The sequence below is a fragment of the Arsenicitalea aurantiaca genome, from assembly GCF_003994485.1.
Taxonomy (GTDB): Bacteria; Pseudomonadota; Alphaproteobacteria; order Rhizobiales; family Devosiaceae; genus Arsenicitalea; species Arsenicitalea aurantiaca.
Genome location: NZ_RZNJ01000001.1, coordinates 112,259 through 126,643 on the forward strand (window position 1 = coordinate 112,259; position 14,385 = coordinate 126,643).

16 protein-coding genes are annotated in these 14,385 nt (G+C 67.9%); 5 read left to right on the forward strand and 11 right to left on the reverse strand.

The features are described 5' to 3' along the window. Window positions 1–3: 3 nt before the first annotated feature. The 8 genes from EMQ25_RS18155 to EMQ25_RS00570 are packed head-to-tail and all read right to left on the reverse strand — an operon-like array spanning window position 4 to window position 6,454. Complete coding sequence (locus tag EMQ25_RS18155; protein ID WP_192895613.1) at window positions 4–159, reverse strand: hypothetical protein; 156 nt, start codon at window positions 157–159, stop codon at window positions 4–6. A gap of 16 nt (window positions 160–175) precedes the next feature. Continuing rightward, complete coding sequence (locus tag EMQ25_RS00540; RefSeq protein WP_127186604.1) at window positions 176–1,132, reverse strand: FAD:protein FMN transferase; 957 nt, start codon at window positions 1,130–1,132, stop codon at window positions 176–178. Window positions 1,133–1,135: 3 nt separating this feature from the next. Continuing rightward, the gene (gene nqrF / locus EMQ25_RS00545; RefSeq protein ID WP_127186605.1) at window positions 1,136–2,356 is read right to left on the reverse strand and encodes an NADH:ubiquinone reductase (Na(+)-transporting) subunit F; all 1,221 of its coding nucleotides are present in this window, start codon (window positions 2,354–2,356) and stop codon (window positions 1,136–1,138) included. Beyond that, window positions 2,353–2,955: an NADH:ubiquinone reductase (Na(+)-transporting) subunit E gene (nqrE, locus tag EMQ25_RS00550; RefSeq protein WP_127186606.1), complete on the reverse strand. Its 603-nt coding sequence runs from the start codon at window positions 2,953–2,955 to the stop codon at window positions 2,353–2,355. Before nqrE ends, nqrF begins: the two co-directional genes overlap by 4 nt. Then, window positions 2,952–3,611, reverse strand: coding sequence for an NADH:ubiquinone reductase (Na(+)-transporting) subunit D (locus tag EMQ25_RS00555; protein ID WP_127186607.1), 660 nt, complete (start codon window positions 3,609–3,611; stop codon window positions 2,952–2,954). The genes nqrE and EMQ25_RS00555 overlap by 4 nt, the downstream gene beginning before the upstream one ends. Then, window positions 3,611–4,414: a Na+-translocating NADH-quinone reductase subunit C gene (locus EMQ25_RS00560; RefSeq protein WP_127186608.1), complete on the reverse strand. Its 804-nt coding sequence runs from the start codon at window positions 4,412–4,414 to the stop codon at window positions 3,611–3,613. The genes EMQ25_RS00555 and EMQ25_RS00560 overlap by 1 nt, the downstream gene beginning before the upstream one ends. Further along, window positions 4,407–5,198, reverse strand: a complete 792-nt coding sequence (locus EMQ25_RS00565; protein ID WP_158625890.1) for an RnfABCDGE type electron transport complex subunit D — start codon at window positions 5,196–5,198, stop codon at window positions 4,407–4,409. The genes EMQ25_RS00560 and EMQ25_RS00565 overlap by 8 nt, the downstream gene beginning before the upstream one ends. Next, window positions 5,195–6,454: an NADH:ubiquinone reductase (Na(+)-transporting) subunit A gene (locus tag EMQ25_RS00570; protein ID WP_158625891.1), complete on the reverse strand. Its 1,260-nt coding sequence runs from the start codon at window positions 6,452–6,454 to the stop codon at window positions 5,195–5,197. Before EMQ25_RS00570 ends, EMQ25_RS00565 begins: the two co-directional genes overlap by 4 nt. Window positions 6,455–6,594: 140 nt before the next feature. Between EMQ25_RS00570 and EMQ25_RS00575 the strand changes: the two genes are divergently transcribed. The 3 genes from EMQ25_RS00575 (at window position 6,595) to EMQ25_RS00585 (ending at window position 8,611) form a co-directional block, all read left to right on the forward strand. Beyond that, window positions 6,595–7,140, forward strand: coding sequence for a hypothetical protein (locus EMQ25_RS00575; RefSeq protein WP_127186611.1), 546 nt, complete (start codon window positions 6,595–6,597; stop codon window positions 7,138–7,140). Window positions 7,141–7,278: 138 nt separating this feature from the next. Beyond that, window positions 7,279–7,734, forward strand: coding sequence for an Rrf2 family transcriptional regulator (locus tag EMQ25_RS00580; protein ID WP_127186612.1), 456 nt, complete (start codon window positions 7,279–7,281; stop codon window positions 7,732–7,734). Continuing rightward, window positions 7,724–8,611 carry an NAD(P)/FAD-dependent oxidoreductase gene (locus tag EMQ25_RS00585; protein WP_127186613.1) on the forward strand — a complete coding sequence of 296 codons (888 nt, stop codon included), beginning with the start codon at window positions 7,724–7,726 and terminating at the stop codon, window positions 8,609–8,611. The genes EMQ25_RS00580 and EMQ25_RS00585 overlap by 11 nt, the downstream gene beginning before the upstream one ends. A gap of 9 nt (window positions 8,612–8,620) precedes the next feature. On the opposite strand, the gene EMQ25_RS00590 is transcribed toward EMQ25_RS00585, so the two are convergent. After that, a complete protein-coding gene (locus tag EMQ25_RS00590) occupies window positions 8,621–10,489 on the reverse strand; it encodes a glycosyltransferase family 2 protein (protein ID WP_158625892.1) in 1,869 nt (622 codons plus the stop codon). Window positions 10,490–10,717: 228 nt separating this feature from the next. Here EMQ25_RS00590 and EMQ25_RS00595 point away from each other — a divergent pair, with 228 nt between their 5' ends. Continuing rightward, complete coding sequence (locus tag EMQ25_RS00595) at window positions 10,718–11,530, forward strand: transporter substrate-binding domain-containing protein (protein ID WP_158625893.1); 813 nt, start codon at window positions 10,718–10,720, stop codon at window positions 11,528–11,530. On the opposite strand, the gene EMQ25_RS00600 is transcribed toward EMQ25_RS00595, so the two are convergent. Then, a complete protein-coding gene (locus EMQ25_RS00600; protein ID WP_127186616.1) occupies window positions 11,524–11,931 on the reverse strand; it encodes a tellurite resistance TerB family protein in 408 nt (135 codons plus the stop codon). The two genes, EMQ25_RS00595 and EMQ25_RS00600, sit on opposite strands and share 7 nt — an antisense overlap. Window positions 11,932–12,061: 130 nt before the next feature. Here EMQ25_RS00600 and EMQ25_RS00605 point away from each other — a divergent pair, with 130 nt between their 5' ends. Next, on the forward strand, window positions 12,062–13,675 hold the full coding sequence (locus EMQ25_RS00605) for a lysine--tRNA ligase (protein ID WP_244606421.1): 1,614 nt from the start codon (window positions 12,062–12,064) through the stop codon (window positions 13,673–13,675). Here the strand turns inward: EMQ25_RS00605 and EMQ25_RS00610 are convergent, their stop codons facing one another. Next, window positions 13,676–14,308, reverse strand: coding sequence for a S24 family peptidase (locus tag EMQ25_RS00610; RefSeq protein WP_127186618.1), 633 nt, complete (start codon window positions 14,306–14,308; stop codon window positions 13,676–13,678). Window positions 14,309–14,385: the final 77 nt, after the last annotated feature.

The following is a 14,385-nucleotide window of genomic DNA, read 5'->3' on the forward strand; positions in this document are numbered from 1 at the left end:
GGCTCAGCGCTCCTTACGGTTCGGGCAGGCGCTGCAGGCACCGCCACACGCGATGCCGCCGCATGAGCCTTCGAGGGGCCGGCGACCGAGGAGCACGCCGAGCCCGAGGCCGAAAACCGCGAGAAGGGCGAGGAAGGTGGCGACGATCACGGTCTGCATCGATGGCTCCCGGGGCTCAGAGATAGGCGGCGAAGGCGGTGCTGGCGCGTGCGTCGAGCGTTTCTCCGCCATGGAGGAGGAAGAGGACGGGCAGGGCTTCGGCCTCGGCAAGGGCGAGGCCCCGTTCAGCGCCCATGACCATGAGCCCGGTTGCGAGCGCGTCGGCGGTCATCGCGGAGGGATGGAGCACCGAAACCGAGGCGACACTGTTGGCGACGGGCGCATCGGTCAGGGGATCGATGATGTGCGTGTAGCGCCGTCCAGCGAGATCGTAGCGGTTGATCCGGTCTCCGGACGTGGCGAGCGCGATGTCGGTTGCGGCGAGCCTCGCGTAGAGGGCGCCGGTTTCGGGGTGTTCGATGCCGAGCCGCCAGGGCCTGCCTTCGGGGCCAGATCCCGAGGCGAGGAGTTCGCCGCCGATCTCGATGAGGAAATCGGAATGCCCCGAGGCCTTGAGGTGCCGGCCGACCCGGTCGAGAGCATGGCCCTTGGCGATGCCGCAGAGGTCTAGCGAGAGGCCCGCTTCGGTCTTGCCGATGGCTCCGGGCCGGATGGAAAGGCCGCGATAGGTGCCGGTGCGTTCCCCGGTGATCGGGCCGAAGCCATAGCGCCCGACGCTCGGCCCGACGCTCGGGTCGAACGCCCCGCCGGTGAGCGTGGCGATGCGGAGGGCTTCTCCCGTGACGGCAAGCAGTCCGGGACCGGAAGCGTGCCAGCCGGCGGGCGCGGCGTTGAACCCCGAGAGCGCGCTGTCGGGCCGGAAGGGGCTCATCTCTTCGTCGATTTCGGCGAGGATGGCGCCGATCCCGTCGAGGGTTGCGGGCGCTGGCCCGGTGCCGACGATCCGGATCGACCAGGTCGTGCCATAGGCGCGGCCGGAGAGGCGCGCCGTCTCTCCGGCGCGGAGGGGGCTGGCGCCGAGGAGCCCCATCCAGGCGGCGCCGAGAAGCAGATTGCGACGGGTGATGGCCATGGCTCAGATCCCGAAATCATCGTTGAAGATGGCGCCCGGCTCGACCCCGCAATCGGCGAGCATGGCGTAGACGGCCTCGATCATCAGCGGGGGGCCGCAGAGATAGTATTCGGCGTCCTCGGGGGCCGGATGATCCCGGAGGTAGCGCGTGTAGGCGACGTCGTGGATGAAGCCGGTCGCACCGTCCCAGCCGGCGGAGGCCTCGGGCTCGGAAAGGGCGGGGGTGAAGCTGAAATTGGGAAAGCGCCTGGCGAGATCCTCGAACTCTTGCCGGTAGAAGAGTTCGGCTGCGCTGCGCGCGCCATACCAGAAGCTTATCCGCCGATGCGTGCCGATCCGCTCGAGCTGGTCGGCGATGATGGCGCGCAAGGGCGCCATGCCGACACCGCCGCCGATGAACACCATTTCGCGCTCGGTGTCCTGGGCGCCGAAATGACCGTAGGGCCCGGCGATCTCGACGGTATCGCCGGGGGCGCGGGAGAAGAGCCAGGCGGAGACGATGCCCGGCGGGGCGCCCGGCACCGAGGGGGGCGGGGTGGCAAGGCGGATGTTGAGGACGATCCGTCCGGCATCGCGGGGGCGGCTCGCAATCGAATAGGCGCGGGCGACCGGGCCGGCGCTGCGCGAGGCGAGAGTTTCGATGCCGAGCCGGCGCCACGCGTCGCGGTGGGCCTCGGGCAGATCGATATCGGTAAAGGAGAGCGTATGGGCGGGGGCGGTGACCTGAACGAAGCCGCCGGCGCGGAAGGGGAAATCGGTTCCTTCGGGCAGCGCGAGGACGATCTCGCGGATGAGCGGGGTCAGCGGGGTCGTCGAGACGACGCGCGCCGCGAGGGTCTTCATGCCGAGGATCGCCTCGTCCACCGTGACCGCCAGATCCGAGCGAACGACGACCTGGCAGGCGAGCCGCGCGCCCGCGCGCAGATCGGCCGGCGACAGCCGGGCGCGCTCGGTGGGAAGCGGTGCTGCGGCGCCCGCAACGGCATCGACCCGGCAGAGGCCGCAGGTGCCCGCGCCGGCGCAGGCGGACGGCACCGGGATGCCGTTCTCGTTGAGGATATCGAGGAGCTTGCGGTTGGCCGATCCGGTGATCGCCTTGCTGCCGTTCACGGTGATGGTGACGGGGCGGGCCGGCAGCAGAATTTCGCGCGCGGCATGGAGGAGGGCGGCAAGCGCAACCAGAAGTGCGGTTATGAAGCCGAGGCCGAGGACGATATCGGTCATGGCAGGCGGATCCCGGCAAAGGCCGAAAACGCCATGGACATGAGCCCGGTGACGATGAAGGCGAGGCCGAGCCCTTCGAGCCCGCTCGGCACATTGGCGTAGCGCAGCCGCTCGCGGATGGCGGCGAGGGTGACGATGGCGAGGGCCCAGCCGATGCCGGTGCCGAGCCCGAACACCGCGCTTTCGGCGAGATCATATTGCCGCTCGGCCATGAAGAGGCTTCCCCCGATGATGGCGCAATTGATCGCAAGCAGCGGCAGGTAGATGCCGAGCGCGCCATGCAGGGCGGGCAGGAAGCGATCGAGCACCATTTCGAGCACCTGCACGAGCCCCGCGACGACGCCGATGAAGGTGAGAAGCCGCATGAACCCGAGGTCCGTATCGGGCAGGCCGATGGCGGCCAGCGCGCCCGGGCTCAGCAAATGCGCATGCAGCAGATGGTTGAGCGGGACGCTCAGGGTCTGCACGAAGATGAGCGCGATGCCCACCCCGAGCGCGGTCTCGATGCGCTTGGAGACGGCGAGATAGGTGCACATGCCCAAAAAGAAGGTGAGGGCCAGATTGTCCTCGAAGATCGAGCGGGTGAAGAGATCGATCATGGCTGCACCGGACGCGGGGAGGCGATGGGCGCGAACTCGCGGGCTTCGCGCTGGATGGGCCGCAGGCTGCGCACGAGCCAGATGAGGAGCCCCAGGATAATGAAGGCGCTGGGGGCCAGCAGCATGAGGCGCATCGGCTGGTACCAACCGCCCTCGGCGATCAGTGGGAGGATTTGTGTGCCGAGGAGCGTGCCGGCGCCGAAGAGCTCGCGGATCGAAGCGACGATGAGCAGGACGAGGCTGTAGCCCGCGCCATTGCCGAGCCCGTCGAGCATGGAAGCACGCGGCGGATTGTGGAGCGCGAAGGCCTCGGTGCGGCCCAGTACGATGCAGTTGGTGGCGATGAGCGAAACGAAGACCGAGAGATGCTGGCTCATCTCGTAGGCGAAGGCCTGCAGGATCTGGTCGGCGACGATGACGAGCGAAGCGATGATGGTGATCTGCACGATAATGCGGATCGAGGAGGGGATGTGCCTGCGGATGAGGCTGATGATGCCGGCGGCGATCCCGAGCACGAGAGTGAGCGCGATCGAGAGGGTGAGGGCGGTCGAAACGGATGTGGTGACCGCCAGCGCCGAGCAGATGCCGAGCACGTGCACGGTGACCGGGTTGCGGTCGAGAAGGGGATCGGAGAGGGCGCGCAGAGCCGGCAGCATCAGGAATGTTCCTTGCGGAGGGCGTCGAGATAGGGGCCGTAGCCCATTGGGCCGAGCCAGAAATGAAGGATGTCGGTGAGCGCGTAGCCGGTGACCGAGGCGCCGGAGACCCCGTCGACCTCATTGGGGCCGGTGGCGCCTTCGGGCACGATCTCGATCAGGATCTCGCCATTCGAAGCGACGATTTTGCCCGGCCATTGCGCCTGCCAGCCGGGCTCGGCGATGCGGGCGCCGAGGCCGGGGGTTTCGCCCTGCTCGTAGACGGTGAAGGCCGCGACGGTCGCAAGGTCGGGCTCGAGGGCGAGATAGGCGCGGATGATGGATTGATAGCCGCTGCCATAGACGGGGAGCACGAGGAGGGCGAGCCGCCCGTCGCGCCGGACTTCGAAGGTGCGGGCGAAGTTCTCGCGCCGCCCGATGCCCGCGAGATCCTCGGCGCGCGAGAGTGGCGTGCTGGTTGCGGGGTCCGCAGCGATTGCGGCCTGATCGAAGCTGTCGAGGTCGAACGCCGTGGCAGGCAGGCCCGTCGAGAGATCGACGATCATGGGCTCGACCGCGCCGGCTCCAACCTCTGCGAGCAGCGCGCCGATGCCGGGAAGGCCTGCGAGCATGGCGTTCATGCGGGCCTCGCGCTCGGCTAGGACGTTGGCGGCAATGAGCGGGCGGAGGCTGACGGCGGTGGTCGAAACCGCGACGCCTGCGGAAAGCGCGACGAGGAAGGCGATGCCGATCGTCTTTGCCGCATCGGTATTGGGGCGGTCGAGGAAGCGGCGCCAGGGCGAAGGGCGGGCGGGATCAGCCATGGCGGCGGGACCTCCGCAGGATGTTGACGGTGATTGCGCCTTGATCGAGGAGCGGCGCGAAAATGCCGGCCATCAGCGCGGCAAAGACGATTGCCGAGAGGATGCTGCCGGCGGTGGCAAAGAGCCCCGCGAGGAGTCCGAAAAGCAGGCCATGGGCAAGCCGCCCGGGATTGGTCGCCGCCGAGGCGACGGGATCTGCGGCAAAATACAAAAGGCCGAGCCAGAAGAGGCCGGATCCCATGAGGCCGGGCAGATCGCCGATGCCGAGCAGGCTCAGCCCGAGAAGCGAAAAAAGGGCGCCGGCGAGGATGCGCCAGTTCGCCTGGCCCGAGCCGAGGAGCAGGACGAAGGCGGGGACGAGGGCGAACAGCGGAAGGTCCGGTCCCTGTCCATAGCCTTCGGCAGCGAAGGAAAAGATGAGAAAGGCGAGGGTGACGACGCTCGGGTGCAGGATGTTCCGCCCGTGCCCGCCGAAGACCAGCTGGCCGATCACGATGCCGAAGCTGATGGCGAGAACGAGCTGATAGAGCGGTGATGCAGGCGGGACGAGGAGGCCGACGAGGATTGCTGCGGTCATGCCTTCGAGCCCGAAATGCTGGCCGCGGATGCGCGCGAAGAGCACCTGCCAGCCGACAATGACGGCCAGGAGAAGCCCGACGCGAAGAAGAAGCCCACCGCCTTCGGCGAAAAGGACGAAAGCCATGGGGAGGGCGAGGCCCAGAAGGGCAGGAAGCTGGCCATGAGGCGGGGCAAGCCGGGCAAGTGCCGGCAGGAGGGGGATCACTCGGTCGCCTCCATGAGTTCGAGCGTCCGCCGCAGGAGGTCGGGATAGTTGGTCTCCCCGCCATCGATATGGGTGAGGAGGGCGAGATCTTCGCCCGCGAGCTCGCGGGCGCCGAGGCGCCGCGCGGTTTCGGCATCCCCGACGCTGATGGCGCGCAGCAGCGGGATGGGCAGGATGCCGGGCGGGGCCGCGCGCTCGTGAAGCGCGTTGGGGATGAGGGCGCCGGTGCCGCGCCCGAGCCAGTGCACGAGCGCTTCGCGCCATCCCCGGGTGTCGGGGGCACCGGTCGCGACCCGATGGCGAAGCACGCTCGCCTGGGTGTGGGCATGGCCCAGCCAGCGGGCGGGACGACCATTGATGGGCGAGCCCGAGAGAATGCGGACCGGATCGGGGCCGAGCCTGCCTCTGGCGAGCGCGTTAAGATCGGCGCCCGGCAGCGTTTCGAGACAGTCCGGCGCCAGGAGGCCGTCTCCGGCGAGCCCGACGATGCGGCGCGACCAGAGCCGGCCGGTTTCGAGCAAATGGCCGATGCCGATCACCTCCTGATAGCCGATGTGCCAGACGCGGCCGCGCGCGCCGACCGGATGGAGGTGGTGGATATGGGTGCCGGCAAGGCCGGCGGGATGGGGGCCGGCAAAGGCGGTGGGGAGGATGCCGGCGGGCGCCTCCGGACGTCGGCCGGGGGCGTGGCAGAGATGGACGGGGCCCTCGGTGAGGCGGCGGAGGGCGGCGAGCCCGCGGGCAAAGGCTCCGGCCCGACGGGCGATGATGGGGAAGGGATCGGGCGCCAGTGGCCGGGTATCGATGGCGGTGACGAAGAGGGCGTCGGGCTGGTCGGTGGGGCCGGGCACGCGCCCATAGGGGCGGGTGAGGAAGGCGCGCCACAGGCCCGCTTCGACGAGAAGGGCGACGAGACCTTCGCGCGTGTCGGCGGCGCTGCAGTCAAAGACCCGTGCCTCGCCATCTGCGGCTTCGATCACCAGCCTGTCGAAGCTGCGGCGCGGGCCGCGGACGATTTCGACGACGCGTCCGGAGACGGGGGCGACGAGCCGGATTTCGGGCCGGTGCCGATCTTCGAGCAGCAGGGTGCCGGCCGACACTTCGGCCCCTTCGGCGACGGCGAGACGCGGGCGCAGGCCGGGGCAGTCCTCGCCCAAAAGCGCGATGGTCTGAGGCAGGCGCAGCGTCTCGGTCGTGGCGTCGCACGGGGTCCCGACGGAGAGGGCGATCCCGCCCCGGATCGTCCTCGTCATCATGTCTTCGCCTGCCGCCACCTGTCCTGCCATGGACCGAGGGGTAGCAGCGGCGTGCGCGGCCCGCCTTGATCGAGGTCAATTCGCAGGGCGGCGCTGCGGGTTAGCCTCTGCCGGACCCAAAAAGCGCAAAGGAGAAGGCGATGTGGAAGACCGCAGTGGGAATGCTGACGATGGCAATGATGCTGGGGCTGGGGAGCGCGCCGGCCGTCGCCGAGGATGACGGGGCGCTCGGCCTGCCGGCGGGGCCGAAGGCGGTGCTTTCCCAAAGTGCCGAAGATGGTGCGGCTTTGCGGGCGTTGCTCGGCACCGCACGCGATGCGGCAGGCTGGGCGGAGGCGTTTCCCGGCATCACCGATCAAGCGGCGATCGGGGCGCTTGTGCGCTATCTCGAGATCAACGGGCCGTTCACCGGTCTGCCCGAAGGCGACGGCGCCGCGGTGATCGCGGCATTGCCGGCGGACGGGGCCGAGCTTTTTGCCGCCAACTGCCTCTCCTGCCATGGCGGGCAGCGCTACTTCCTCGAGCAGGATCGCGACGAGGCCGGGTGGATGGGCATATTCGAGGCGCCCTATCACCGCCGGCTGCTGACCGAGGGCGCGGAGCGCGAAACCTTTGCGAGCTATGCGGCGGCCGTGACCCCGCTCGCGCTCGATCCCGTGCCCGAGCCGATGCTGGACGCCCGCTAGCACCTCCGGGGCGCCGGGCTGGAGGAGGCCGGCGCGCCGATTGCGCGGCGACCGGTTCGAGACGCGGGACGAGGGCCCCGCCGGTTTGCCGCCGGCGGGGCCTTGCCGTTCGCCGTTTCATGTAATAATAGAAGTTACATGAAACGAGACAGCCGCCTTTCCGCCGTACTCCACGCCCTCCTGCACATGGCCCACCACAAGGGGCCGATGACTTCGGAAGCGCTGGCGCAGTGCATGAGCACCAATCCGGTGGTCGTGCGGCGCACGCTTGCGGGCCTGCGCGAGATGGGGATCGTACGCTCCGAAAAAGGCCATGCGGGCGGCTGGGTGCTGGCCCGCCCGCTCGAGGCGATCACCCTGGCCGAAATCCACGAGGCGCTGGGCGAGCCGGGCCTCCTCGCCATGGCTCATAGCAGCGACAACCCCCAATGCCTCGTCGAGCAGGCGGTGAATGCTGCGCTTGGGGATGCGTTCGCCGAAGCCGAGGCGCTGCTACGCGAGCGGTTCGGCACGGTGACGCTGGCGGCGCTCGCAGACGATTTCTCGCGCCGGTTCGCGGCGCACGGGCATGCAGGAGCACATAATGGTTCATGACGTCATCATCATCGGGGGCAGCTATGCGGGCATGGCGGCCGGGCTGCAGCTCGCCCGGGCGCGCAGAAACGTGCTGGTCGTCGATGGCGGGCAGCGGCGCAACCGCTTCGCCGCTCACGCCCACGGCTTTCTCGGACAGGACGGGCGCGATCCCTCGGCGATTGCCGCAGACGGGCGTACCCAGCTACTTGCCTATCCGAGCGTCAGCTGGCGGGAAGGCCATGTGAGCTCGGTCGCGGCTGGTGAGGAGGGGTTCGTTGCGACGCTTGCGGACGGGGAGCGGGTGGAGGGGCGCCGACTGGTACTCGCCATGGGCGTCACCGACACGCTGCCGCCGATCGAAGGGCTCGCAGAGCGCTGGGGCCGGGCGGTGTTCCACTGCCCCTATTGCCATGGCTACGAGCTGGACCGTGGGGAACTTGCAGTGCTTGCAACGGGCCGCACTGCCCTTCATCAGGCGATGCTGATCCCAGAATGGGGCGCGACGACGCTCCTGCTCAACGACGCGCTGGTGCTTGCGCCCGAGGAGCGGGACGAGCTCGACTGGCGCGGCGTTACGGTGATCGAGGGGCCAGTGCAGGCAATCCGCGGGCATGCGGACGTCGTGCTCGAGGATGGGCGGATGCTGTCCTTTGCGGGGATTTTCACCGCGTCGCGCACGGCCCCCTCATCGCCCTTTGCCGAGGCGCTCGGTTGCGCGATGGAGGAGGGGCCGCTCGGCCCGTTCATCCGCACCGACCAGATGCAGCAGACAAGCGTCAGGCACGTCTTTGCCTGCGGGGATGCGGCGCGCGGCGCGGGTTCGCTGGCGCTGGCGGTGGGTGATGGCACCATGGCGGGCGCGGCGACGCACCGCTCGCTGATCTTTCCGGGCTGAGCGCCTTTCCTAGGGCTGCACTGGCGGCGCCGCGACCGGAGCGGGCGTGACCGAGTGGGTCTGCTCACGGAAATCGCGGCGCATGCGGGTCGCGCCATGGCGCGTCTTGGCCCAGAAATAGGGATGGGTGATGAGTTCGCGCGCGGCGCGCAGCGTCGCTGCCGAATGCAGCACCCAATAGACCGGCAGGAGCAGCTGGTGGAAGATCAGCCGCTTCTGGCCGAGCCGCACGAGGCCGGCGATGGCGAGCGCGAAGGAGCCGCCATAGCCCAGAACGAGGATGGCAATGTAGGCGAGATCCCAGCCATCCGAGAGGCCGAACCAGCTGTCGCCATTGACGATGAAGAGCGCAAGGCTCGCCATGAAGACGGTGTGGAGCAGGGCCGAGACGATGAGCCCACCCACATAGATCTGGAAGGCGAGAAAGCCGCGCCAGCCGATGTCGCGCAGGAAGCGGACCGGGTTGCGGTTGTGCACGATGAAGGTCTGCATCCAGCCCTTCATCCATCGCGTGCGCTGGGCCATCCAGGCATCGAGGGTGATCGGGGCCTCCTCGCGGGTGCGGCTGACGAAGGTCTCGCAGCGATAGCGCAGGCGCGCCATGCGCACACCCAGATCGGCATCCTCGGTCACGTTGAAGGCGTCCCAGCCACCCAGTTCGCGCAATGAGCGGAGGCGGAAATGATTGCTGGTGCCCCCGAGCGGCATCGGGAGCTTCCATCGCGCCAGAAGCGGCAGCAGGAGCCCGAACAGTCCGCCATATTCGGCGCTGAACATGGCGGTGAGCCAGCTTTCCGAGCCATTGTCGATGACGAGCTCGGCTTGGAGGCAATCGAGCCCCGGATCGGCCGCAAAGCGGGCCGCGGCGAGGCGCAACTGATCGGGATCGGGAATGTCCTCGGCATCGTAGACGACGACGAACTGGCCGCGCGCCAGCGGCAGGGCATAGTCGAGCGCCTTGGGCTTGGTGCGGGGCGGCCCGTCGGGCACGCGCACGAGCTCGAAGCGGGGATCGGCCAGGATCTTCTCGACGGCGGCGACGGTCTCGCGCGATTTCGCCTCGACGACGAATTTGATGTCGAGCTTTTCGGGCGGATAGTCGATCGCGCGCATCGCCTGTTCGAGCAGCGGGACCATGTTGGCCTCGTCGCGAAGCGGGATCAGCACCGAGTAAAGGGGCAGCTCCGCGGGTGGAAGGGACGGGGGATCCTCGCCGGGGCGCGGGCGCACGAAGAGGGCGGCAAAGCGCAGTGCGGCCGGCGCGACGATGAGGAGTGCCAGAAGCGGAACGAGCAGCGCACGCTCCAGATAGGGCGAAAGGGCCGCGAGCAGCACGACGAGGAACAGGCCGGAGACGAAGACGAGGCGCGCGAGCATGGGCAGGTCGCGATGGGCGCTCGCGCTCGGCCAGCGCCGTGCGAGACGTTCGCGGGCTTCCTCCATCAGCCTGTCGGCGTTCGAACGCGCCAGTTCCGCCCTCAGGATCGCAGGCGGAACGATGCGGATGCGCGCGGCCAGATGCGGGGCTTCGGCAAGCCGCTCGCGTAGGTTGAGGAATTCGGTGAAACGCGGCGTGCAATAGGTGACGTCGCCCATCTCGGAGTGTCCGCGCAGAGAGCGCACTTCGGCCAGCGCGTCGAGCCGGGCGATGCGGGCGCTGCCGGCGATCGTTTCGGGCATAAACGGCGAAAAGACGAGGCCAGCCCATTCCGCAGCGCGCTCGAGCGCCAGGGCGTGGCCGAGGCCATGGCGATGGGCACAATGGACGATCGGGTCCACCTCGAGCACCAAAGCTGCCTCGAGCACGTCCCGTGCTTCGGCATCCGATGTCACGGCAGGACCGAGGATCGCCCGCATCAATGCAAGCGCTTGGGACAAGAGAGGCTGCCAGTATGGTTCAAGTATTCATCAAAATATGATGCCGATGGTACTGCATTGGGCCCGTTGGACAATAGAGAGTTACGTACAAATGCGCAGCAGGAGGGCGCTTTTGCTCTTGACGGGACGGCGGTTCGGGTGTTTGGCGGGCGTGGGGCGAGCGCTGTCGCGTTCAGGCCCGAATTGGTCCATAACGCTTACCTCCTCGGCCCAATCCCGGTTCTTTCCATGCGGCTTCTTCTCCTCGCACTGAGTGTCCTGACGTTCCTCGGGGCGCCGGCCCTGGGGCAGAACCTGCCCAATCATTTCGATCCGAGCGCCCGGGAGGCAGCGCCGGAGGCGACGGGCGTGCCGGCCATCCGGTTCCTGACGACGGCCGATTTCCCGCCCTTCAACTATCGGGACGAAAGCGGGGAACTCGTCGGGTTCAACATTGACCTGGCGCGCGGGCTTTGCACGGAGCTCGCGGTTGCCTGCACGATCCAGGCCTGGCCCTGGGAGCAGGCGGCGCGGGCGCTGGCCGACAACCAAGGCGATGCGCTGCTCGCCGGGCTCGCGCTCAGCCCGGAGAATGGCGAGCAATTCGATTTTTCCTCGATCTATCTCGGCTTTCCGGCGCGCTTCGTGACGCGGGTCGGGCCGGCGCAGAATTTTTCAGCCGAAAGCCTTTCGGGGCGCCGGCTCGCAGTGCGGGAAGGCTCGGCCCATCAGGGCTTCCTCGTCCGCTACCTGCCGGACGCCACGATCGTGCCGTTCGAAAGCGAGATCGCCGCGCTCGATGCGGTCGAGAGCGGTGACGTCGATGCGTTCTTCGGGGACGCCTTGCGTGCCTCGTTCTGGCTCAACACGCACATGGCGTGCTGCACCTTTGCGGGCGGGCCCTATTTCCGGCCCGATCTCTTCGGGGAGGGGCTCGCCGTCGCGCTGCCCGCCGGTCGGGACGCGGTGCGCGAGGCGATCAATCTGGGGCTTTTGCGGATGAAACGCTCAGGCGCGCTCGACGAGCTCTACCTGCGCTGGTTCCCCGTCGGCTTTTACTGAACGCGCCGCAGCCGGGCCCGTGCCGCCCGCTCTATGGCCGCGGTGACGAGCCGGTCGAGATCGAGGTGATCGCGCAGCAATTCGAGGAAGCGGAGTTCCTCCTGCTCGAGCAGGAGATCGACCGCGGTGACCTCGACGGCGAGCGCATAGGCGGTGTCGTGGAGGCGCTCGGGAATGGATCGGAGAAGCTGTTCGAGCGCGCCTTCCAGACCGTTGGCGTTGACGAGGTCGACGGCGCCATTGGCGACCGAAGTCAGGCGCGATCGGTCGTAGCCCTCGAACACGGGGAGCCGGGAGACGAGCCCGTCGATACGGCCGATTTCGGTCTCGGTGACGTGCATGTCCGCCGAAGCGGCAATGATCATCAGGTGGATGAGCGCATCCTGGGCGGTGACGGACATTGGGGCTCCTTAAGCGTGCTGAGCGCCAAAGCTAGGTATGGGCTGCGTGCTTGACAAGCGGGCCGGCATTGACTTTGCGGGTGCTGCTGGGGCAACAGGTGCGGCACTTCCAGTAAAGAAAGCTCAAGCAGTGACGTCCGCCGCGCTCCCTGTCCTCGATCCGCAATTCTTTCCGCCCGCCAAGACGGCGCGCGCCTGGCCCTTCGAGGAGGCGCGCAAGCTGATCGCGCGGCTCGAGCGGACGGGCAAGAGCGAAGTGCTGTTCGAGACCGGCTACGGCCCCTCCGGCCTGCCCCATATCGGGACGTTCGGCGAGGTGATGCGCACGACGATGGTGCGGACCGCGTTTCGGCTCCTGACCGAAGACAAGATCCCGACGCGCCTCCTGTCGTTTTCCGACGACATGGATGCGCTCCGCAAGGTGCCGGGAAACGTGCCCAATCAGGAGATGATGGCCGAGTATCTGGGCAAGCCGCTGACGCGGGTCCCCGACCCCTTCTCGGACGAGCATCCCTCGTTCGGACAGGCCAATAATGCGCGGCTGCGGGCGTTCCTCGACCGGTTCGGCTTCGCCTACGAATTCGCGAGCTCGACCGATTACTATACCTCGGGGCGCTTCGACGAGGCGCTGCTGCGCATGCTCGAGGTCTATGATGCGGTGATGGAGATCATGCTGCCCAGCCTCGGGCCGGACCGGCGGGCGACCTATTCGCCCTTCCTGCCGATCTCCAAGGTCAATGGCAATGTGCTGCAGGTGCCGGTGATCGAGCGCAACGCGAAGGCCGGCACGATCGTCTATGTCGATCCCGCCGACGGGCAGAAGTACGAGACGGTCGTCACCGGCGGGGCAGTCAAGTGCCAGTGGAAGCCCGACTGGGCGCTCCGCTGGTTCGCGCTCGGGGTCGACTACGAGATGGCGGGCAAGGATCTGATCGACAGCGTCAAGCTGGCGAGCCGGATCGTCACCGCGCTCGGGGGCAATCCGCCCGAGGGGTTCAACTATGAGCTCTTCCTCGACGAGCAGGGCCAGAAGATCTCGAAGTCCAAGGGCAATGGGCTGACCATCGACGAATGGCTGACCTATGCGAGCCCCGAGAGCCTCGGGCAGTACATGTTCGGCAAGCCCAAGGCCGCCAAGCGGCTCTATTTCGACGTGATCCCGCGCGCGGTGGACGATTATTACAATCTCGTCGCCGCCTATGGGCGGCAGACGCCCGAGGAGCGGCTCGAAAACGCGGTGTTCCATGTCCACACCGGCAATCCGCCCGACATCGACATGCCGGTCACCTTCGGGCTTTTGATGAACCTCGTCTCGGCCGCCAATGCCGAGGATGCGGGCGTGCTCTGGGGGTTCATCTCCCGCTACGTGCCCGGTGCGAGCCCGGCGACCCACCCCGAGCTCGACCGGCTGGCGGGTTATGCGGTGCGCTATTTCAACGACCGGGTGAAGCCGGGCAAGGTGTTCCGCCTGCCCGACGACAAGGAGCGGGCGGCGCTTGCCGATCTCGGTGCGCAGCTGGGCGGCCATGAAGGCTCCCAGGATGCCGAGGCGCTGCAGAACCTCGTCTTCGAGGTCGGCAAGGCCCATGGGTTCGAGCCGCTGCGCGACTGGTTCACCGCCATCTATCAGGTGCTGCTCGGGCAGGATCAGGGCCCGCGCTTCGGCTCGTTCATCGCGCTTTACGGTGTGGCCGAGACGCGCCGGCTGATCGAGAAGGCTCTGGCGGGCGAACTCGCCGGCTAGCTACTGGCTCGCCCAGACGATGCGAGCTATCCACTCGATCTCGGTCATCTCGATGGTGCGCGGCGCGTGCTCGGGATTGACCGAGTGGAGCTCCAGCGTCTTGGGCGTCTGGCGGTGGAGGATCTTGACCATCACCTCGCCATCTCGGGTGCGCACCACGACGCGGTCGCCGCGACGGGGCTGTTCGGCGGGCGAGACGATGATGATGTCGCCATCCCGATAGAGCGGCAGCATGGAGTCGCCCGTGACCTCGAGCGCATAGGTGCCGCCATCGCCAGGGGTGGGCAGGCGCACCTCGTCCCAGCCCTGGCCGACGGGAAAGCCGGCACTGTCAAAGAAGCCGCCGGCGCCGGCCTGGGCGAGCCCCAATAGCGGCACTGCGGCGCGCGGCAGGTTGGGTGGCTGCATGTAGGCCGAGGAGAGGAGCGTGTCGAAGCTCTCGCCCGTCGCCTGGAGCACCTTGGAAATGCTCTCGGTCGACGGCCAGCGTTCGCGGCCGTCCTTGCTGACGCGCTTGGAGCGGTTGAAGGCGGTGGAATCGAGGCCAGCCAGACGCGCGAGCCCCGACGGGGTCATCCCGTGGCGCTCCGCCAATGCGTCAATGGCATCCCAGATGGCCCCGTGTGAGAACATCGCCCATCCAAAGAGAGGATAATAGTCCCAAACTCGGAACCTAGTCCTATCTACTGCAGGTGGGTTGAGGTGTAAAG

Coding starts and splice junctions, on each gene's coding strand:
- EMQ25_RS00570 (WP_158625891.1), bottom strand. CDS start 6,454: ATGATGACGAGGACGATCCGGGGCGGGATCGCCCTCTCCGTCGGGACC.
- EMQ25_RS00555 (WP_127186607.1), bottom strand. CDS start 3,611: ATGCTGCCGGCTCTGCGCGCCCTCTCCGATCCCCTTCTCGACCGCAAC.
- EMQ25_RS00540 (WP_127186604.1), bottom strand. CDS start 1,132: ATGGCCATCACCCGTCGCAATCTGCTTCTCGGCGCCGCCTGGATGGGG.
- EMQ25_RS00575 (WP_127186611.1), top strand. CDS start 6,595: ATGTGGAAGACCGCAGTGGGAATGCTGACGATGGCAATGATGCTGGGG.
- EMQ25_RS00585 (WP_127186613.1), top strand. CDS start 7,724: ATGGTTCATGACGTCATCATCATCGGGGGCAGCTATGCGGGCATGGCG.
- nqrF (WP_127186605.1), bottom strand. CDS start 2,356: ATGACCGATATCGTCCTCGGCCTCGGCTTCATAACCGCACTTCTGGTT.
- EMQ25_RS00595 (WP_158625893.1), top strand. CDS start 10,718: ATGCGGCTTCTTCTCCTCGCACTGAGTGTCCTGACGTTCCTCGGGGCG.
- EMQ25_RS00600 (WP_127186616.1), bottom strand. CDS start 11,931: ATGTCCGTCACCGCCCAGGATGCGCTCATCCACCTGATGATCATTGCC.
- nqrE (WP_127186606.1), bottom strand. CDS start 2,955: ATGATCGATCTCTTCACCCGCTCGATCTTCGAGGACAATCTGGCCCTC.
- EMQ25_RS18155 (WP_192895613.1), bottom strand. CDS start 159: ATGCAGACCGTGATCGTCGCCACCTTCCTCGCCCTTCTCGCGGTTTTC.
- EMQ25_RS00580 (WP_127186612.1), top strand. CDS start 7,279: ATGAAACGAGACAGCCGCCTTTCCGCCGTACTCCACGCCCTCCTGCAC.
- EMQ25_RS00560 (WP_127186608.1), bottom strand. CDS start 4,414: ATGGCTGATCCCGCCCGCCCTTCGCCCTGGCGCCGCTTCCTCGACCGC.
- EMQ25_RS00610 (WP_127186618.1), bottom strand. CDS start 14,308: ATGTTCTCACACGGGGCCATCTGGGATGCCATTGACGCATTGGCGGAG.